Origin of the sequence: Erythrobacter dokdonensis DSW-74, assembly GCF_001677335.1 — a bacterium.
In the GTDB taxonomy this organism is placed as follows: Bacteria; Pseudomonadota; Alphaproteobacteria; order Sphingomonadales; family Sphingomonadaceae; genus Erythrobacter; species Erythrobacter dokdonensis.
Genome location: NZ_LZYB01000001.1, coordinates 724,812 through 744,025, shown reverse-complemented (window position 1 = coordinate 744,025; position 19,214 = coordinate 724,812). Strand labels below are relative to the sequence as shown.

18 protein-coding genes and 1 tRNA gene are annotated in these 19,214 nt (G+C 63.2%); 12 read left to right on the top strand and 7 right to left on the bottom strand.

Annotated features, from left to right (window positions below; translation table 11 throughout):
* The first annotated feature begins 12 nt into the window (after positions 1 to 12).
* From I603_RS03540 to I603_RS03530, 3 genes are read left to right on the top strand one after another with little or no spacing between them, the layout of a single operon-like run.
* Complete coding sequence (locus I603_RS03540; RefSeq protein ID WP_232305232.1) at positions 13 to 384, top strand: acyl-CoA thioesterase; 372 nt, start codon at positions 13 to 15, stop codon at positions 382 to 384.
* On the top strand, positions 377 to 1,789 hold the full coding sequence (gene lpdA / locus I603_RS03535; protein ID WP_068862391.1) for a dihydrolipoyl dehydrogenase: 1,413 nt from the start codon (positions 377 to 379) through the stop codon (positions 1,787 to 1,789). Before I603_RS03540 ends, lpdA begins: the two co-directional genes overlap by 8 nt.
* A 10-nt stretch (positions 1,790 to 1,799) precedes the next feature.
* On the top strand, positions 1,800 to 2,654 hold the full coding sequence (locus tag I603_RS03530; protein ID WP_068862390.1) for a class I SAM-dependent methyltransferase: 855 nt from the start codon (positions 1,800 to 1,802) through the stop codon (positions 2,652 to 2,654).
* Positions 2,655 to 2,666: 12 nt separating this feature from the next.
* Here I603_RS03530 and I603_RS03525 read toward each other — a convergent pair.
* A tRNA-Ser gene (locus I603_RS03525) sits at positions 2,667 to 2,756 on the bottom strand.
* Positions 2,757 to 2,845: 89 nt separating this feature from the next.
* Between I603_RS03525 and I603_RS03520 the strand changes: the two genes are divergently transcribed.
* The 9 genes from I603_RS03520 to mazG are packed head-to-tail and all read left to right on the top strand — an operon-like array spanning position 2,846 to position 10,839.
* Positions 2,846 to 3,898 (top strand): lytic murein transglycosylase, encoded by a 1,053-nt coding sequence (locus I603_RS03520; protein WP_068862389.1) that lies wholly within the window; start codon positions 2,846 to 2,848, stop codon positions 3,896 to 3,898.
* A gap of 50 nt (positions 3,899 to 3,948) precedes the next feature.
* Positions 3,949 to 5,124 carry a D-alanyl-D-alanine carboxypeptidase family protein gene (locus I603_RS03515; protein WP_232305231.1) on the top strand — a complete coding sequence of 392 codons (1,176 nt, stop codon included), beginning with the start codon at positions 3,949 to 3,951 and terminating at the stop codon, positions 5,122 to 5,124.
* The gene (tmk, locus tag I603_RS03510; RefSeq protein ID WP_068862388.1) at positions 5,121 to 5,765 is read left to right on the top strand and encodes a dTMP kinase; all 645 of its coding nucleotides are present in this window, start codon (positions 5,121 to 5,123) and stop codon (positions 5,763 to 5,765) included. The genes I603_RS03515 and tmk overlap by 4 nt, the downstream gene beginning before the upstream one ends.
* Complete coding sequence (locus I603_RS03505; RefSeq protein ID WP_068862387.1) at positions 5,762 to 6,715, top strand: DNA polymerase III subunit delta'; 954 nt, start codon at positions 5,762 to 5,764, stop codon at positions 6,713 to 6,715. The genes tmk and I603_RS03505 overlap by 4 nt, the downstream gene beginning before the upstream one ends.
* Entirely contained in the window at positions 6,708 to 8,285 is a 1,578-nt protein-coding gene (metG, locus tag I603_RS03500) for a methionine--tRNA ligase (protein ID WP_068862386.1), read from the top strand. Before I603_RS03505 ends, metG begins: the two co-directional genes overlap by 8 nt.
* Positions 8,285 to 9,061 (top strand): TatD family hydrolase, encoded by a 777-nt coding sequence (locus tag I603_RS03495; protein ID WP_068862385.1) that lies wholly within the window; start codon positions 8,285 to 8,287, stop codon positions 9,059 to 9,061. The genes metG and I603_RS03495 overlap by 1 nt, the downstream gene beginning before the upstream one ends.
* Positions 9,058 to 9,840 (top strand): MBL fold metallo-hydrolase, encoded by a 783-nt coding sequence (locus I603_RS03490; protein WP_068862384.1) that lies wholly within the window; start codon positions 9,058 to 9,060, stop codon positions 9,838 to 9,840. The genes I603_RS03495 and I603_RS03490 overlap by 4 nt, the downstream gene beginning before the upstream one ends.
* On the top strand, positions 9,837 to 10,034 hold the full coding sequence (locus tag I603_RS03485; protein ID WP_068862383.1) for a hypothetical protein: 198 nt from the start codon (positions 9,837 to 9,839) through the stop codon (positions 10,032 to 10,034). Before I603_RS03490 ends, I603_RS03485 begins: the two co-directional genes overlap by 4 nt.
* 37 nt (positions 10,035 to 10,071) lie before the next feature.
* On the top strand, positions 10,072 to 10,839 hold the full coding sequence (mazG, locus tag I603_RS03480) for a nucleoside triphosphate pyrophosphohydrolase (protein ID WP_068862382.1): 768 nt from the start codon (positions 10,072 to 10,074) through the stop codon (positions 10,837 to 10,839).
* A gap of 9 nt (positions 10,840 to 10,848) precedes the next feature.
* On the opposite strand, the gene hflX is transcribed toward mazG, so the two are convergent.
* The 6 genes from hflX to I603_RS03450 form a co-directional block, all read right to left on the bottom strand.
* Positions 10,849 to 12,144 carry a GTPase HflX gene (hflX, locus tag I603_RS03475; protein WP_084439801.1) on the bottom strand — a complete coding sequence of 432 codons (1,296 nt, stop codon included), beginning with the start codon at positions 12,142 to 12,144 and terminating at the stop codon, positions 10,849 to 10,851.
* Positions 12,145 to 12,170: 26 nt separating this feature from the next.
* Positions 12,171 to 12,749 (bottom strand): RNA chaperone Hfq, encoded by a 579-nt coding sequence (hfq, locus tag I603_RS03470; protein ID WP_068862380.1) that lies wholly within the window; start codon positions 12,747 to 12,749, stop codon positions 12,171 to 12,173.
* 154 nt (positions 12,750 to 12,903) lie between these two features.
* The gene (gene ntrX, locus I603_RS03465) at positions 12,904 to 14,292 is read right to left on the bottom strand and encodes a nitrogen assimilation response regulator NtrX (protein ID WP_068862379.1); all 1,389 of its coding nucleotides are present in this window, start codon (positions 14,290 to 14,292) and stop codon (positions 12,904 to 12,906) included.
* Positions 14,293 to 14,338: 46 nt separating this feature from the next.
* Positions 14,339 to 16,570, bottom strand: a complete 2,232-nt coding sequence (locus I603_RS03460; RefSeq protein WP_068862378.1) for a sensor histidine kinase — start codon at positions 16,568 to 16,570, stop codon at positions 14,339 to 14,341.
* Between the two features lie 93 nt (positions 16,571 to 16,663).
* Positions 16,664 to 18,106 (bottom strand): sigma-54-dependent transcriptional regulator, encoded by a 1,443-nt coding sequence (locus I603_RS03455; protein WP_068862377.1) that lies wholly within the window; start codon positions 18,104 to 18,106, stop codon positions 16,664 to 16,666.
* A 3-nt stretch (positions 18,107 to 18,109) separates the two neighbouring features.
* Positions 18,110 to 19,213 (bottom strand): two-component system sensor histidine kinase NtrB, encoded by a 1,104-nt coding sequence (locus tag I603_RS03450; RefSeq protein ID WP_232305230.1) that lies wholly within the window; start codon positions 19,211 to 19,213, stop codon positions 18,110 to 18,112.
* Position 19,214: the final 1 nt, after the last annotated feature.

The window sequence follows — 19,214 nt, the reverse complement described above, 5'->3', positions numbered from 1 at the left end:
AGGGCCACCGCCATGCCGGCCGACACCAACCCCTATGGCGGGGTGTTCGGCGGATGGCTGATGGCGCAGATGGCGCTGGGCGCGGGCAGCCTTGCAAGCCGCGTGGGGCAGGGCAAGGCGGTGGTCGTCTCCGCGACCGACTTCGCCTTTCCGGGCGCAATGGCCGTGGGGGATGAACTCTCCGTCTATTGCGACGTTCTCGCCACCGGCACCACCTCGCTCACCATCGCCGCCGAGGCGATAGCCCGCGAACGCAACGGTGAGGCGACCACGATGGTCGCCAAGGGCACGTTCAAATTCGTGCTGATAGGCGAGGACGGCCGCCCGCGCGCCATCGCCGCCAATGCAACGCTTCTCCTCCCCAAGGATAAAGACAATGGCTGACAATCAATATGACGTGATCGTGCTCGGTTCCGGGCCCGGCGGCTATGTCGCGGCAATCCGCTGCGCGCAGCTGGGCCTGAAGACCGCGATCGTCGAGCGCGAGAACCTCGGCGGCATCTGCCTCAATTGGGGCTGCATCCCGACCAAGGCGATGCTGCGCTCGGCCGAAATCTTCCACTACATGCAGCATGCGGGCGACTATGGCCTCGTCGCGCAAGGCATCGAGGCGGACCTGGCCGCCATCGTCAAGCGCAGCCGCGGGGTGGCCAAACAGCTCAATCAGGGCATCGGTCACCTGATGAAGAAGAACAAGATCACAGTCCACATGGGCTCCGGCACGCTGACCGGCGCAAACAGCCTGACGGTCAACGGCGAGAAGGGCGAGGAAGCCCTCACCGCCAGGCACATCATCGTCGCCACCGGCGCGCGCGCCCGCGACCTGCCTTTCGCCCCCGCCGATGGCAAGCGCGTGTGGACCTATCGCCACGCGATGACACCTGCCGAATTGCCGAAGAAGCTTCTGGTGATCGGATCGGGCGCCATCGGAATCGAATTCGCGAGCTTCTACAACGATCTCGGCAGCGAGGTGACCGTGGTGGAGATGCTCGACCGGATCGTGCCGGTGGAGGATGCGGATGTCTCGACCTTCCTTGAAAAGAGCCTCAAGAAGCAGGGCATCACCATCATGACCGGCGCGGGCGTGGAGGACATCAAGGTGTCCGACAAGGGCATCACCGCCACCATCAAGGACAAGGCGGGCAAGAGCGCGACCGGCGAATACTCCCACGTCATCGTCGCCATCGGGATTGTGCCCAATACCGAAAACATCGGCCTCGAAGGTCTGGCGGACATGGACCGCGGCTTCATCCAGATCGATCCCTATGGACGCACCAAGACCAAAGGCCTGTGGGCAATCGGCGACTGCACGCCCGGCCCGTGGCTGGCGCACAAGGCAAGCCACGAGGGCGTAACCTGCGCCGAGGCGATCGCCAAGGAACTCGGCAACACCGAAGTCCACCCGCACCCCTTGAACCGCAACAACATCCCGGGCTGCACCTATTGCCACCCGCAGATCGCCTCTGTCGGCCTCACCGAAGCCAAGGCAAAAGAGGCGGGCTACGAGGTGAAGGTCGGCAACTTCCCCTTCATCGGCAACGGCAAGGCGATCGCGCTGGGCGAGGCCGAGGGCTTCATCAAGACCGTGTTCGACGCCAAGACCGGCGAGCTGCTGGGCGCGCACATGGTCGGCGCGGAAGTGACCGAGCTGATTCAGGGCTACACCGTCGGCAAGACGTTGGAGACCACCGAGGCCGAGCTGATGCAGACCGTCTTCCCGCACCCGACCCTGTCGGAAATGATGCACGAAAGCGTGCTCGACGCCTACGGACGGGCGCTGCACTTCTGAGGAACACGGCATGACACAAGGCGGCACCGAAGCGCTCAAGGGCGAAGACTGGGCGGGCGAAATGGGCGCGCGCTGGCTCGCCTCTCTCGACCGGTTCGAGGGCATGATCGCCCCGATCGGCACGGCGCTGCTGGCGCAGGCGGATTACCAGACCGGCGAGCGGGTGCTCGATCTGGGCTGTGGGGGCGGGGCGACGACGCTTGCGATTGCCGAAGCGGTCGGTCCTCAGGGTGCTGCCCTGGGCCTCGATGTTGCTCCGATGCTGGTCGCCAAGGCCATCGAACGCGCCGCATCCGCGGATAGCCACGCGCGCTTTGTCTGCGCCGATGCGGCCACTGTCAGGCTTGATGAACCGCCCTTCGACCGGCTGTTTTCGCGCTTCGGGTCGATGTTCTTCGAAACGCCGGTGGCGGCCTTCCGGAACATCAAGACCATGCTGAAGCCGGCCGCCCGCATCGATCTCGCCGTCTGGGCCAACCCGCGCGACAACCTGTGGATGATGGAAGTCATGGGCGTGGTGCGCCGCCATGTCGAAATCCCCCCCGCCGTGCCGCGCGCACCCGGCCCTTTTGCCTTCGAGGACCTTGCATACCTTGAAGATGTGCTGACCGGTGCAGGGTTCTCGGGGATGGAAGCCGTCGCCTATCAGGGCAAGCAGCCGGTGGGAGGATCTGGCGCATCGCCGGAAGATGCTGTCGATTTCGTGCTCTCATCAATGGCCGTGGGCCGGGTGCTCGATGAAGCCGGAGCAGTTATCCGGGAGGCAGCGCGCAGCGATCTGGTCGAACTCTTCCGCGACCGTCACATCCCGGAGCAGGGGGTGATGATGGGCTCTAAGGCGTGGCTGGTCACAGCGAGGGCATAGCTGCGGGACGGATGGCGGACAGGGTGGGATTCGAACCCACGGTAGGCTTGCACCTACGGCGGTTTTCAAGACCGCTGCCTTAAACCACTCGGCCACCTGTCCGCGTCGGATTGCCTCTAGCCAAGCATCTTTGTCCTGTCACCAGACTTCACCTGTTGGGAATCCGGACAAGATGTGACACGCTGGAAAGAATGATTCCCCGCTCGCGTCCTGTTGCCTGGCTTTTGCCTGCCGCCCTTTGTCTTTCAGGTGCGACCCCTGCTCTTGCTCCGGTCGTGGCCCAGTCGCAGCCACAGGCGGTCTTGCCCTTTGATGCCTATCTGGAAGTGCTCAAGGCACGCGCGCGCGCCGAGGGCGTGAGCAGCGCGACGATCGATCGGATGACGGCAGGCCTGACGCCGAACGAACGGGTGATCCGCCTGGACCGCAACCAGCCCGGCAGTGCCACGTCGCAGGGCTATCCGCCGCTTGCGCCCTATATCGCGACCCATGTGAACCGTGAGCGGATCGCCACGGGACGCGGCGTCTATGCCGGGCATCGCGACCAGCTCGCCCGAATCGAACGCGAGACCGGCGTACCCGGCGCGATAATCATCGCCATCTTCGGCCACGAGACCAGCTACGGCCGGATCAAGGGCGATTTCGATCTCGCTCGCAGCCTCGCCACTTTGGCCTGGGAAGGGCGGCGACGGGAATTGTTCGAAGGCGAATTCATTGCCTTGCTCAAGATTGCGGATAAAGGCTTTGCCCGTTCGGAACTTGTGGGCAGCTATGCCGGCGCTTTCGGTAACCCGCAGTTCCTGCCGAGCGTGTACCTGCGGCTCGCCACCGACGGAGACGGAGACGGGCGGGCGGACATATTCTCGAACCGCGCGGATACCTTTGCCTCGATCGCCAATTATTTCCGGGACGCCGGATGGCGTCCGGGACAGCCTTGGGGCGTGAAGGCCTATGTGCCATCCGGCTTCGACGTGGACGCCTACAAGACCCGGCTTTCCGCGCCACTTTGCCCGCGGGTCCATGAACGTCACAGTGTCTGGAAAACCGTTGCCGAATGGCGCGCGCTGGGAGTTGTGGCCCAGCAAGGTCTTCCCGATGACGTCATGGTGTCGCTGTTTCAGCCCGATGGCCCGGGCGCACCGGCATGGTTGCTGACGGGCAATTACCGCGCAATTCTCGAATATAACTGCTCCAACTACTATGCGATGAGCGTGGGACTGCTGGCCGACGAAATCGTGAACTGAAGAGATGGCCTGCCTCGCCAAGCGCGGGGGGCAGGGCTATAGCTCGCCGTGTGAACAGCCTGATGCGTTTCCTGTCCGCCCTTCTTGTGCTGCTGAGCGCCATGGCCATGCCTGTGCGTGCCGAGGCAAGGTCGGCGCTCGACATCGCCGCACCGCCGTCAGCCGCACAGGCGCCTGTTGCATTGCTGGTCGACATCACCAGCGGGCAGGTGCTGCATGCCCGCAACGCCGACCGGCGCTTCATGCCTGCATCGGTGACCAAGGTGATGACGCTTTATCACGCCTTCGAATTGATCGAAGCAGGGCGGCTCGATCCGGCGCAGGTTTTCGCCATGAGCCCGGCGGTGGCGCGCGAGTGGCGTCGCAAGGGCTCGACAATGTTCCTTGATGCCGGCGAGCGGGTGAGCGTGCATGACCTTCTGCTCGGCATCGCCAATGTTTCAGCCAATGATGGCGCGGCGGTGCTGGCCGAGGGCCAGGCAGGTTCGGTCAGTGCCTGGACGATGGGGATGAACGAGGAGGCACGCAAGCTCGGCATGAGCGGAAGCCATTTCGGCACGCCCAACGGCTTTCCCGACGAAGGGCGCACCTTCACAACGGCGAATGACCTTGTAAAACTCGCCCGCGCGCTGGTCACCCGTCACCGCGACAAGTTCGGCTACTACATTGGTCGCACAGGGTTCGATTACAAAGGAATTGCACAGGTCAATCACGATCCCCTGATCGGGCGTGTGCCGGGTGCGGACGGGATCAAGACCGGGTTCACCAATGAATCGGGCTTCTCCTATCTGGGTACGGCGAAGCGCGACGGGCAGCGGCTGGTGATGGTGCTGGCGGGGGTCGAAAACGGGCGACTGCGCGCACAGCTGGCCCGCTCCTACATCGAATGGGGCTTTTCAGCTTTCGATCGCCGCCTGCTGTTCGCGGCAGGGGCGGTCGTGGGCAAGGCACGGGTGCAGGATGGTGATGCCCGTCAGGTGAGCCTGGTGGCGAGGGGGCTGGTTGCGATTAACCTGCCGAAGACCGCCAAGGCGCCGCTTTCCGCAACGATACATTACGAAGGGCCACTGCGCGCACCGATTACGGCCGGACAGGAAGTTGCGGTTCTTGAAGTCACGGCCCCCGGAGTTGCTCCGGCCCGCATTCCGCTCCATGCCGCCGATGCGGTCGGCGTGGCGGGACCGTTCGACCGTATCGTCAATGCTATCGTCGGACTGTTCACATGACCGCGCCGGGCCGCTTTATCGCCCTCGAAGGCGGAGAGGGGGCGGGCAAGTCCACGCAATCGCGGCTGTTGGCCGAAGCGCTGAGGGCGAGAGGGCTGACGGTGGTCACCACCCGCGAGCCTGGCGGAACTCCGGGTGCCGAGGCGATCCGCAACCTCCTGCTCGCCCCGCCAGGGGAGCAGGGTTGGACGCCGGAAGCCGAAGCGCTGCTGTTTGCTGCTGCGCGCGCAGACCACGTTGCTCATCTTGTTCGGCCGGCGCTTGCTCGCGGCGAATGGGTTGTGTGCGATCGCTTTGTGGACTCAAGCCGTGCTTACCAGGGCGGGGCTGGCAAGCTCGGAGACGATGCCATCCTGGCGCTCCATGACTTCGGTAGCGACGGGCTGAGGCCGGACCGGGTGATCCTGCTCGAAGGCGACGAGGCAGCGCTGGCTGCGAGACTGGCCGGGCGGGGCGCCGAGACCGACGCCATCGAAGCGCGTTCCGCAAGCTATCACCGCGCTGTGACGGCAGCTTTTCGGGCCATCGCCGCAGCCGATCCAGCGGGCTTCGCGAGGATCGACGGGATCGGCGCACCCGACGATGTTCATGCCCGCATCATGGCAGCCCTTTCCGACCTGCTGGAAGGGGCTGCCGGATGACGCGCTGGCCCAATCATGCCGATGCCTGGCGGCAATGGCGCGAGGCACTCTCGGGTGACAGAATGCATCACGGGTGGCTGCTGGCGGGCAAGGCCGGGCTGGGCAAGCGCGATTTCGCCCTTGCGGCTGCGCGCGAGCTTGTGGCGCAAGACGGCATACCTCAGCCGCAGGATCATCCCGACATTCACATCGTGACCTACAGCGCCAAGGACGACAAGGAAGAGCGCAAGCGCCAGGACGGCAAGCCGTTCGAATTGTCGAAAGTCATCCGGGAGCGCGACGTCGGGGCGATGCAGGCGCGGCTCAGAACCCGTCCAACACTCGGTTCAAGGCGGGCGATAATCATCGAGCCGGCTGACGACATGAACCAGCATGCGGCCAACAAGCTGCTCAAGAGCCTCGAAGAGCCGCCCGCCGGCACATTCTTCCTTCTGGTCACCCACCGTCCGGCCAGGCTGCTTCCCACCATCCGCTCGCGGTGCCGGATCATGCGTTTTCCAGCGCTTTCGGACCGCCAGCTGGCAACAATGCTGGAAGAGGCAGGAGTATCGCCCGATCCGGATGCCATCGCCGCTGCGGAAGGCTCCTTCGGCGCAGCGCTGCGCTTTGCCGAACAGGACCTTGCCCCGATCGCGCGGATTATCGAGCAGATGCTGCAGGGCGGAGAGGAGGGTTTCGGGCAGCGCGGCGAACTTGCCAGACTGATCGGGCCGCGGGCCGACCGCGAGCGCATGCAGGCCGTGCTCGAGCTTGCTCAGGCCCTGACCGCACGCGCAGCGCGCGAGAGCGACGATTCCGCCCGGCGCCTCAGGCTGATCGATGCCCATGGCGCGCTGGCACGGCTTGCTGCGGAAGCCCCGACAGCCAATTTTGATGCAGGCATCCTGCTGTTCGAGATCGGCGGCTTGCTTGTCGGAGCCGCCCCCGCTAGCGAGCCGGCCCATGGCTGAGACCGACACCACCCCCTTCTATATCACCACCGCGATCTCCTACCCCAACGGACGACCGCATATCGGACATGCCTACGAGGCGATTGCAGCGGATGTGATCGCGCGTTTCCAGCGTCTGCGCGGCCGCCCGGTACGGTTCCAGACCGGCACCGACGAACACGGGCTCAAGATGGCCCGCAAGGCCGAAGAACAGGGGCGCAGCCCGCGCGATCTGGCGGATGAAATGTCGGCTTATTTCCGTGAGATGTGCGATGCACTCAACGTGTCATATGACCGGTTCATCCGCACGTCTGAGCCCGACCACCATCGTGCCAGCCAGGCGATCTGGGAGCGCATGGCAGCGGCCGGCGACCTCTACCTCGACCGCTACGAGGGCTGGTACTCCGTGCGTGACGAGGCCTATTACGACGAAAGCGAGCTGTCCCTGGGCGAGGGTGGCGAAAAGCTCTCCCCGCAAGGCACGCCGGTCGAGTGGACGATCGAGGAAAGCTGGTTCTTCCGGCTTTCGAAATATCAGGATCAACTGCTTGAATTGCTGGGAACACCGGGCTTTCTCGAACCCGCAAGCCGCCGCAACGAGATGATCGCTTTCGTTGAACAGGGCCTGCGCGATCTTTCGGTCAGCCGGACATCCTTCGATTGGGGCGTGCCGGTGCCGGGCAGCGAAGGACACGTGATGTATGTGTGGGTGGATGCGCTCACCAATTACCTCACGGGCCTCGGCTATCCCGACGATACCGCGCTGATGAGCGAGTTCTGGCCCGCGAGCCTTCACCTGATCGGCAAGGATATCGTGCGCTTTCACACGATCTATTGGCCGGCCTTTCTGATGAGCGCAGGCCTGCCGCTGCCCGACAAAGTGTTCGGCCACGGCTTTCTGCTCAATCGCGGGCAGAAGGAATCGAAGTCGCTCGGCAATGTCACCGATCCGCTTGAACTGGCCGAGCGCTTCGGGGTTGACGCCTTGCGCTATTTCCTGATGCGCGAAGTCGCCTTCGGACAGGACGGAAGCTATTCTCCTGAAGCCATTGTTTTACGAGCCAATGCGGAGCTGGCCAACAGCTTTGGCAACCTGGCTCAGCGCACGCTGTCGATGATCGCGAAGAATATGGACGGCAGGCTCGAAGCCTTTGAGATGGCTGATGCTGATGCCGATTTGCTGACCACGGTGAGGATCGCCTGTGAGAGGGAACTCCCGCGCGAATTCAACGCGCTGAACTTCTCCACCGGGATCGAGGCCTGGCTGCGTACGGTATATGCCTGCAACCAGTATGTCGACGAGCAGGCACCATGGAAGCTGAAAAAGACCGATCCGGAGCGGATGAAGGCGGTACTCCAGACGCTGTTCATGGCGCTGCGCGATCTCGCCATCGCGATCCAGCCCGTGGTACCGGAAAAGGCAGGCGCGCTGCTCGATCAGCTTGGCATTCCCGCTGACGCGCGATCTTATGCCGTTCTGGATGATCGGGAATGGTTCAATCGCCTCGTCACCAGTGGCTACACCGTTGCGCCGCCGACCCCTCTGTTCCCGCGCCTTGAACTGCCAGCGGAAGAGGCTACGAACGCCTGATGCTGGTCGATAGCCACTGCCACCTCGAGTACAAGGGCCTCGTCGAGGACCGGGAGGGCGTGCTGGCACGCGCACGCGCCGCAGGGGTAGGAGCCTTCCTCAACATCTCGACCCGCCAGAGCGAATGGGACCAGGTCGTCGGCACCGCTGCGCGCGAGCCGGATGTGTTCGCCAGCGTCGGCATCCATCCCCACGAGGCGGACGCGCATCAGGATCTCGGTCGCGCCGCGCTGCTTGAAGCGACCCGCCATCCCAAAGTCATCGCGATCGGCGAGACGGGGCTCGACTATTATTACGACAAGTCGGACAGAGACGCCCAGAAGTGCTTGTTCCGCATGCATATCGATGTCGCCCGCGAGACGCAGTTGCCGCTGATCATCCACACCCGCGATGCTGAGGAGGACACCTATGCGATCCTTGCCGAGGAGATGGGGAAGGGGGCCTTCCCGGCGCTGATCCACTGTTTCACGGCATCCTTCGATTTCGCCGAAAAGGTCCTGGCGCTGGGCCTGACCATCTCGCTTTCCGGCATCGTGACCTTCAAGAACGCCAAGGACTTGCAGGAAGTCGCGAAGATCGTTCCTGAAGACAGGCTGCTCGTGGAGACCGACAGTCCATTCCTCGCCCCCGTGCCGCATCGGGGAAGAGTGTGCGAGCCTGCCTATGTTGCCGATACTGCCGCCTTCGTCGCAGGGTTGCGAGGAACGGAAGTGGAACAACTGAAGGCCACTACGACAGCCAATTTCTTCAAGCTTTTCAGTAAGGCGCAAGCATGAAGCTGGTGATGCTCGGCTCTGGCACTTCCACCGGGGTGCCACGACTGGGTGGGGCTGACGGCACGGGCGACTGGGGCGATTGCGACCCTCTCGAGCCGCGCAATCGTCGCACGAGGGTCTCGATCCTGGTGGAAAGCGCTGAAGGTCGGCGGCTGCTGGTCGACACGTCATCGGACTGCCGGGCGCAATTGCTTGCGAACCGGATCGGCAGCATCGACGCGGTATTCTGGACGCATGATCACGCCGACCATTGCCATGGCATCGATGATCTGAGGGTGCTGCGTTACGGACGCGCCGGACCGATCCCGTCCTTCGCCTCGACCGAGACAGTGAGACGCCTGCGCCAGCGCTTCGGCTATGTCTTTGCCGGGCAGGACGGCTATCCGACGATCTGCACCATCGACACGCTCGACCGGCTGCGCATGATCGCAGGGTTCGGTGTCGAATGGTGCCAGATGGCGCACGGCAGCGGCGAGACGACCGGTTACCGCTTCGAAGCCAATGGAAAGTCCATCGCCTATGCCACCGATTTCAGTGAGATTTCGGATGAGATGATCGATCTGTTCGATGGTGTCGACATTCTCGTTTCCGATTGTCTCCGGCGTGAGCCGCATCCGACCCATGCGCACCTAGCAATGGCGATTGAACTGGGCGAGCGCTGCGGCGCGAGGCGCGTTGTCCTGAGCCATCTCGACAAGAGCATGGACTACCGCACGCTGTGCGGTGAGGTGCCCGATTTTGTCACCGTTGGGTACGATGGGCTGGAGATCGCGGCATGACGATGGATAGCCTCATTCCGCTTGTCGGCCTGATCGGCTGGCTGGTGCTCGCCGGGTCGGCGCTTGCGTCCTATCGGCTCGGCTGGAGCCGGATCGCCAGGATGGCGCTGGTTTGGCTGGCCGTCTTTGTCGGCCTGTTCGTGATGGTGGAGTGGTTCCTGCGGGCACAGGGAGCCGCAAGCGCCCTCCTATAATTTAACATAATATATATTATCCATCTTAAGGTCAGGCATGAGCGAAGCCCCCCACCAATCCCCCATCGATCGCCTCCTCGCGATCATGGCCCGCCTGCGCGACCCGCACGACGGCTGCGACTGGGATCTCGCCCAGACCTTCGCCACCATCGCACCTTACACGATCGAAGAAGCCTACGAGGTCGCGGATGCCATTGCCCGCCGCGACATGGACGATCTGCGCGACGAACTTGGCGACCTGCTGCTTCAGGTCGTCTTTCATGCGCGTATGGCGCAGGAAGCCGGCCTTTTTGGTTTCGCCGATGTCGCGCAGGCGATCAGCGACAAGATGGAAGCCCGTCACCCGCACATCTTCGGGGGCGAATCAGGTTCGATGGACGAAACACGCTGGGAAGACATCAAGCAAAGCGAAAGGACAGCCAAGGGTGTCAGCAGCGCGCTGGACGGGGTTGCACTTGCCTTGCCCGCGCTGATGCGCGCCCAGAAGCTTCAGAAGCGCGCCGCGCGCACGGGCTTCGACTGGCCCGATCCTGCTGGGCCGGAAGCCAAGGTTTCCGAGGAGATCGAGGAACTCAAGGCGGCGTCGGACGATCAGGAGCGCTTCGAGGAAGCAGGTGACCTGCTGTTTGCGGTCGTCAATCTCGTGCGTGCCTATGGCATCAGCGCCGAGGATGCCTTGCGGGCCGCCAATGCGAAATTCGAGCGGCGGTTTCAGGCAATGGAGCGCCTTGCGAGGGATGACTTTGCAAAACTACCCCTCGCAGCCCAGGAAGAACTCTGGCAGAAGGTGAAGAAAGCCGAATAGATCACTGATTTACTGACCTAAGGTCGTAAACTGCCCCAGTTCCTTGGGATTGAGCCTGACAGTTACCCGGCGCAGCGGGCCGGCGTCGCCTTGACCTGCGTCCTCTTCTCCCAACACCTCGCCATGCGCGTGCAGCCACGCCATGCGCCGCCCGTCGCTGACCGGCAGCACAAAGCTGACCTCGCGCGCCGTTCCGGTCAGAAGCGCGGCCAATCGCTCTTCAAGTGCGGCCACCCCCTCCCCTGTGGCTGCGGAGAGCATGACAGCCTCCTGAGTTTCGGCCGCTTCCGACAATTCCTCAAATAGTCCGGAATCTAGGAGATCACACTTGTTCCAGACTTCGAGGATGGGGATGGTGCTCTCGCCGGTGTCCTTGTCGACGACGCCGAGATCCGCGAGTACTTCCATAACCTGCTTGACTTGGGCAGCATGGCTAGGATTGGACATGTCGCGCACGTGGCAAATGACGTCGGCACCGGTCACTTCTTCCAGCGTCGCCCGGAAGGCCGCGACAAGCTGGGTCGGCAGGTCGGAAATGAAGCCCACCGTGTCCGACAGGATTGCCTTCTCCACGCCCGGCAGGCGGATTGCCCGCATGGTCGGATCGAGAGTGGCGAACAGCAGGTCCTCTGCCATCACCTCCGCGCCGGTCAGGCGGTTGAACAATGTCGATTTGCCTGCATTGGTATAGCCAACCAGCGCGATCACCGGCCAGGGCGCCCTCCCCCGACGCTCGCGATGCAACGCACGGGTCTTGCGCACCTGTTCGAGTTCGCGCCGCAAACGTCCCATGCGCTGGCGTATCATGCGCCGGTCGGCTTCGATCTGGGTTTCGCCAGGGCCGCCGAGGAAACCAAAGCCGCCGCGCTGGCGTTCGAGGTGGGTCCAGCTACGCACCAGGCGGCTCTGCTGGTAATCGAGATGCGCCAGTTCGACCTGCAAGCGGCCTTCCGCGGTGGCGGCCCGCTCGCCGAAGATCTCTAGGATGAGACCAGTGCGATCGATAACCTTGCGTTTGAGCCGGTCCTCGAGATTGCGCTGCTGGATCGGGGTAAGCGCCCCGTCAACGATGACAAGTTCCGCCTCGTGCTGCTCGCACCAGACCGCGATATTTTCGACCTGTCCGGAACCGAACAGGGTGTTGGGCTGCATTTTCCGGATCGGCAGGATTGCCGAATGTGCCACCACGATGCCGATCGCCAGCGCCAGTCCTTCGGCCTCCGCGAGCCGTTCAGGCGCGTCAAGATCATAGCGCAGCGCCCTTATATCCGGACACAGCACCAGCGCCCGCGCTCCGCGGGTCACCTCCTCGGCGAATTCGCTATCGAAGCTCAGTCTTCTGTCCTGTCGTCGGCATCGTCGTCCTCGACACTCAGATCGACCGGACCACTTGGCTGGATGGTGGAAACCGCGTGCTTGTAGGCCAATTGCACTGCACCATCACGTTCGAGGAGCATGCAGAACAGGTCATAAGCGGCAATCCGCCCCTGCAACATGACCCCGTTGACGAGGAACATCGTCACCTGGATCTCCGCCTCTGCGACACGGCTGAGGAAGATGTCCTGCAACTGCTTCTGCTTGCGGCCGCCCGGGCGTGCCTCGAACTGCTGCGGATCGAGCAATTGGCCGGGCATGATGGTCGAAATTGCGTGCTTGTAGACCAGCTGGGACTGGCCGTCACGGCGCAGCAGGATCGAGAAATTGTCGAACCAGGTAACGATACCCTGCAACTTGACCCCCTTCACGAGGAACATGGTTACGGGAATCTTGTTCTTGCGCAGCAGGTTGAGGAAAGCGTCCTGCAGATTGCCCTGACGCCCCACCGATCCGCCGCTAGCGCCGGATTGGCTCTCGCTCGTGGCGGTTGAACGGACGATAGGACGTGGTGAGAGCGTTCGTCCGCTGGACATGGGTTTGCCTCCTGTTCTTGGCGGCCCTTCTTGTCGACCGCATGTTCGCCGCAATGCGCCGGGCCAACACTTTCATTGCCCGCAACTTATAATGGCGATTGCCGCTGCCAGCGACAAGGTGTCATTTGACGGAAGGACCCCGCCTTCGCGTCTTTCAGTCCTGATCGCCGTCGTCCTTGCGGTCGGCCATGCCGAGCAGTTTGAGTTTGCGATGCAGGGCCGAGCGTTCCATGCCGATAAAGCTCGCGGTTTTCGAGATATTGCCGGAAAAGCGTCGGATCTGGATCGCGAGGTATTCGCGCTCGAAACTCTCGCGCGCCTCGCGCAGCGGCACCCCCATGATCGCGGAAAGACTGTCGCCTGCCGTGCCAATCTGCCCCCCGGTGATTTCTGGCGGAAGCATGTCGGGTTCGACTCTGGTCAGCTTTTCGCGCGGCGTCATGATGATGGTCCGTTCGACCACATTGCGCAGTTGGCGCACATTGCCGGGCCAGTCATAGGCTTGCAATGCGGCCATCGCCTCCTGGGAAAGCTCCGGCGGAGCGAGACCCTGATCATTCGAGTAGCGGGTAAAGAAGTGCTCCGCCAGCACCGGAATATCCTCGCGCCGGTGGGCCAGGGAAGGAATGGCTACCGGGACCACATTCAGACGGTAGAACAGATCCTCGCGAAAACGCTTTTCCGCCATTTCGACCGTCAGATCCCGGGTGGTTGACGATACGACACGCACATCGACCCCGATCTGCCGGCTGCCCCCAACCCGAACGAAGCTCTGATCGGTCAGGACACGCAGGATCCGCGCCTGCGTGGACAATGGCATGTCGGCAATCTCATCAAGATAGAGAGTGCCGCCGTCGGCCAGTTCAAGCAGCCCGGGACGCACTTGCTTGCCGTTTACTTCCTCTCCGAAAAGCTCGTGCTCAAAGCGCTCGGGCGTAATACGCGCCGAATTGACCAGCACGAAAGCCCCCTGGGACCGTCCACTCCATGCATGGAGCAACCGCGCGGCGACTTCCTTCCCGGCCCCCGGAGGGCCCGAAATAAGTACCCGGCTGCCGGTATTGGCCACCCGCTTGAGCGTGGCGCGAACGGCGTTGATGGCCGGCGAGTTTCCGGTGAACTCGGCACTGCCCCAGCTGCCTTCGCGCAGTCTGCTGTTCTCGCGCCGCAGCCTTTCGGTCTCGGTTGCACGTTCGACCAGCAGCAGCAGCCGCTCGGCCTCGAAGGGCTTTTCGATGAAATCCATCGCTCCACGCGACACTGCGGCCACCGCGGTATCGATATTGCCGTGGCCGGAGAAGATGATCACCGGCAGGCCCGGCTCGCGCGCCTTGATCGCATCCAGCAGTTCGAGCCCGTCCATCTGGCTGCCGTGCAGCCATACATCGAGCAAAACCAGACTGGGGCGGCGTTCATCGATCGCGGCCAGCGCCTCGGTGCTATCTGCCGCGGTGCGGCAGACATAGCCCTCATCGCCAAGCACGCCTGCGACCAGTTCGCGGATATCGCGTTCGTCATCGACGATCAGGATTTCGAGCGCCATCGGCAGGTTCCTTTGGTGATAGGTTGGGGTGGCAACAGACCGGGCATCATAGAGGCTGGCCCTCGACCGGTTGCGGATTGCGGGCGAAGCGCAAGGTAACGCGCGTACCCCCTGAAGCAGTGCTGGCAAAGCTCATGTCCCCGCCATGCTCGTCGACAATCTTGTTGACGATTGCGAGCCCGAGGCCGGTGCCTTTCTCGCGTGTGGTCACATAGGGTTCCGTGATGCGTTCACGATCGGCAGGCAGGCCGATGCCGTTGTCTTCGACCGTCACCACGATCGCCTCACTGGCGTCTATGATGGCAACCGAGATTTCGCCCGCATATTCGCCGCGTGCCTCGCCCGCACGTGCCTCGACCGCCTCGACCGCATTCTTGAGGACATTGGTCATGGCCTGACCGAATTGGTGACGATCACAGCGCACTTCGCGGTCTGCGAGATCGGCGGAGGCGACGCTGAAGGCGATGCCGGAATGGGCCACTTCCTGCAGAAACACAGCCTGCCGGACAAGGTCGAGCGCATCCTCATCGCGGAACACCGGTTTGGGCAGCCGCGCAAAGGAGGAAAACTCGTCGACCATCTTCCTGAGGTCGCCGACCTGCCGGACAATCGTGCTGGTCAGCTCGTCGAACAATTCGCGGTCCTCCTCGCCGACCTGCATGCGGTAGCGGCGTTTCAACCGTTCCGTGGCAAGCTGGATCGGGGTGAGAGGGTTCTTGATCTCATGCGCGATACGCCGCGCCACGTCGGACCAGGCCGCCTGCCGCTGGTCGAGCAACTGCCGGGTAATATCCTCGAAGGTGATCACATGGCCGCTGGTGCCCGGCGCGACCTTTACCGCGAGCGTCAGCAATTCATTACCCTTGGCATGGGTGATGATCGCGCGTTCCTTGCCCTCTGCGATCATCCGGGTCAGTTCGGGCGCGAGTTCCTCTAGTGCGTGTCCGATCATGCCGTCGCCCTCGGCGCCGGGGGGCGAAAGCAGTGCCTGTGCCGACGAGTTCATTAGCATCACGCGCATGTCCGCATCGACCGAAATGACCCCTGCGGTAACCGATTCCAGCACCGCTTCCATGAAGGCGCGGCGATCGTCGATCTGGCGATTGGCGCTGACCAGTGCCTGGGTCTGCTTTTCGAGCTGCGCGGTCATGCGATTGAAGGCCCGGTTGAGCAGCCCGATTTCATCCGCGCCGGTGCGCCCTTCAACCCGCAGCGCGAAATTGCCCTGCCCGACCTTGCGCGCCGCGCCGACCAGATCGGTCAACGGCTTGACCTGACGATCGGCAAATCTCAGCGCGAACCAGATGGCGAGCCCAACCAGCAGCAGACTGACCGCGACCAGTGCGATGTTGAAGCGCAATTGCAGGATCCGCGCACTTCCGGTCAGCCTGTCATAGGCCGTCACGATCGACTGCGCGCGTGACCAGGAATTGAACATCGTCTCTTCGGTGGTGCGGGCATTATACAGATAGATGCCGCCATCCGGATCGATCGGAGCCAGCGCCTCAATCCGCTCGGGACCGCCCACCACCACCACGAATTCACCCTGTTCGAGCCGTGGCAAGGCGTTGCGACTGAACTCGAGCGGGCTGTTGTCCTCGGTAAGATTCAGGATCGCCGCACGTCGCAGCGAGCCATCGGGCATACGCTGGAGAATGGCGCTCTCGGATATCTTCCGCCCCTGGGCCTGCAACGCGTAGAAGTCCGGGAAATCGCCGTCGGTGATCGTTACCCGCTCCAGAATGAAGCGCATGTCGCTCGCCATCGCGAGCGTCTCCTGTTGCACATCGCGCTGGTTGGCGTCGTAATAGTTCTGCGCCAGAGCGTTGGCGTTCTCCATCAACCCGCGAGAATCGTCGGAGAACCAGAAATCAACGCCGGTCTGGAACAGGAAGGCGGCAAAACCCGCAACCAGCAGCGTCGGCAGTGCGGCCACCATCGAGAAGAAGAACACGAGTCGCACATGCAGACGCGCCGTGCTGCCCGCCGCGCGCCGCAGCGCGACCCGCCTGCCGACCAGCACCAGCAGGGCCATCGCCGGGACCAGCGTCGCCATCAGCAATAGCGAGACTTCCATGGTCGGAAGCAGAGTGTCCGGTGCGGTTGCGCGTGAGTAGGTCAGCCATGTCGCCCCGACGGCAAGCAGAAGCGCGATTGCCGAAATGACTTCGAGCCAGAAGAAGATATTGGCCCGGCGCGACGCGATGACGAACCGGCGCCACCAGCGCGGTGACTGCCGCGGCACGAGGCCCGGTTCCTGAGATATGGGCGCGTCCATCGTTGCGCCTTTACAACAGTGGTGTGGCAAATGTGCAAGGCGAAACTGTATAACGCCCGATCACAGGTGCATCTCAGTTGGAAAACCGGTCCGTCAGTTGGAATACCGGTCCGGTTCAAGTCCCAGCTCGCCGATCCGCTTGCGCAACGTGTTGCGATTGATGCCGAGCAATTGTGCGGCCCGCAGTTGGTTACCCCCCGTCTGGCCCAGCGCATGTTCGATCAGCGGTTTCTCGAAAGCGGCAAGGGCACTGTGATAGATCGTGCCCGGCTGTGGTGTCTCGCTGGCGAGCCAGGCAGCAAGCGCTGGCGCAAAGCCCTCAGCGACCTCTCGGCAGGACGCGCCACCAGGCGCGATTTCATCGCCGACGATATCCGCGAGTGTCTCCGCGTCGATCCGGTCCTCGCGGGCCATCAGGGCAAGACGATAGACCACATTCCTGAGCTCGCGAACATTTCCCCGCCACGAGCGCTGTTCGAGACGGGCAATCGCTTCGGGGCCCAGAGAGCGACGCGGCAGACCGTCTTCGGCGGCAAGAATCAGGAAATGCTGGGCCAGCGCGCCTATGTCCTCGCGCCGTTCACGCAGCGGCGGCAACTCGATCGGGACAACATTGAGACGGTAGAACAAGTCCTCCCGGAAAGTGCCCGCGGCAATCATCGGGGCAAGATCACGGTTGGTGGCCGCTATGATCCGGACGTTGACCGCAATTTCCTGACGCCCGCCGACGCGGCGGATGCGGCCCGATTGCAGCGCGCGCAGAAGCCGCGTTTGCGCCTCGGAAGGCATGTCCCCGATCTCGTCAAGAAACAGCGTGCCGCCATTGGCCTGTTCGAACTTGCCGATCGCCTGGGCGATGGCCCCGGTGAAGGCGCCCTTTTCGTGGCCGAAAAGTTCGCTTTCGACCAGGTCTGCGGGGATTGCCGCTGTGTTGACCGCCACGAACGGCCCCGTGCGGCGACTGCCAAGCTGGTGAATAGCTTCGGCAACCAGTTCCTTGCCGGTACCGCTCTCTCCGGTAATCAATACGGTAAGGTCGTTGCGGAGAACACGGGTGATCATCCGGTAGACGCTCTGCATAGCCGGACTGCGCCCGACCAGCGGCATTCGCGCGCCCTCTGGCTCGGGCTCGGCGTCAGCTACATCCTCTTTTGCTTGCGACTGCTGGCCGACCGCCTGCCTGACTGCATGAACCAGCTCGTCGAGATCGAAGGGCTTCGGGAAGTATTCGAAAGCCTCGCTCTCGCTCGCCCTTACGGCCGTATCGAGGGTATTCTGGGCAGAAAGCACAATGATCGGCATGCGCGGTGCCTGCTCGCGCACGGCCGACAAGCTTGCCAAGCCATCGCCATCTTCGAGCATCACATCGGTCAGCATCGCGGCATAAGTGCCCTCGCCGAGCAACCGGTTACGCGCCGCGATGCTGGTGCAATGGGCAATATCAAAACCCTCGTCTTCGAGCGCGGCGATGATGACCGTCGCGATTGCGGCGTCATCTTCGACCAGAAGGACCGTCTTGTCTGGAGAAGACCCCATCTATCAGCTCGCTTGCCGTGCCTGCGGAAGATGCAGGCGGAAATGGGTAAGTCCCGCGCGGATATCGCGTTCGTGACTGATGTTGCCGTTCATGTCGCGCACCAGCTTGCGCACCAGCGACAGGCCCAGACCCTGCCCCGATGGCTTGGAGGACACGAACGGTTCGAACACATGATCGCGCAGTTCGGGCGGAATGCCGGGACCGTTGTCGGTTACGGTAATCTCGATCGGCAGCGGCACCGCCTTGCCCTCGCGGATCGCACTGAAAGCGAGGCCGCCAACAAAGCGGGTCTGGACCACGATTGAGGGCGATGCCGTGCCCCCGCGCGCCGCTTCGCGCGCGTTGGAGACAAGATTGATGAGGACCTGCTCCAGCGCGTCCCGGTTGACGAGCACCGGTGGCAAGGAAGGGTCGAATTCCTCACGGATATCAAGAGCCTCCGGATCGGCATCCACCGCCCGCATAGTGGCAATTGCAGCGCGGATGGCCTCGTGCGGATTGCACGGCCCGACCGGTCCGGTGCGGGTGCTGCCGAGCTGCTGCATCCGATCGATCAGCCGTGCGATACGATCAACCTCGTCAGTGATCATGCGCGCAAGTTTCTTGTCGCCATCAGGCAGCTTTCGCGCCACGAGCTGGCCGGCGCCGCGAATGGCAGCGAGCGGATTCTTGATCTCGTGCGCGAGCACCGTCGGGGCGCTCAGCATGGCATCGCCGCCCTGTTTGTGCACCGGATCCTCGTGACCGATTTCGCTAAGCGTCACCACGCGCCATCCGGGAAAGGTTCCGAGCGGCGAGACGGTCATGTTGACGCGGATCTCGCTCTCGCCTGCCATGATCGCCAGATCGCGTGCCACCAGTGCCTCGTCTGTCTCCCGCAGACGCGCGGCGACGCGTTCGTCTAGCGGCCCGATGCGTTCGGCCAGACCGGCCCCGACTATCCGGCTTGCGCTGGTGCCGAGAAGACTCTCTGCGGCATGGTTGACTTCGGCGATCCGTCCGTCGCGGTCGATCAGGAGAACGGCGAAAATCAGGCCTGCAAGCTGTGCCCTCGCATCGGGAGCCGGACCATCAACCGGATCGGGTGTATCAAGACTTCCGGTCAAG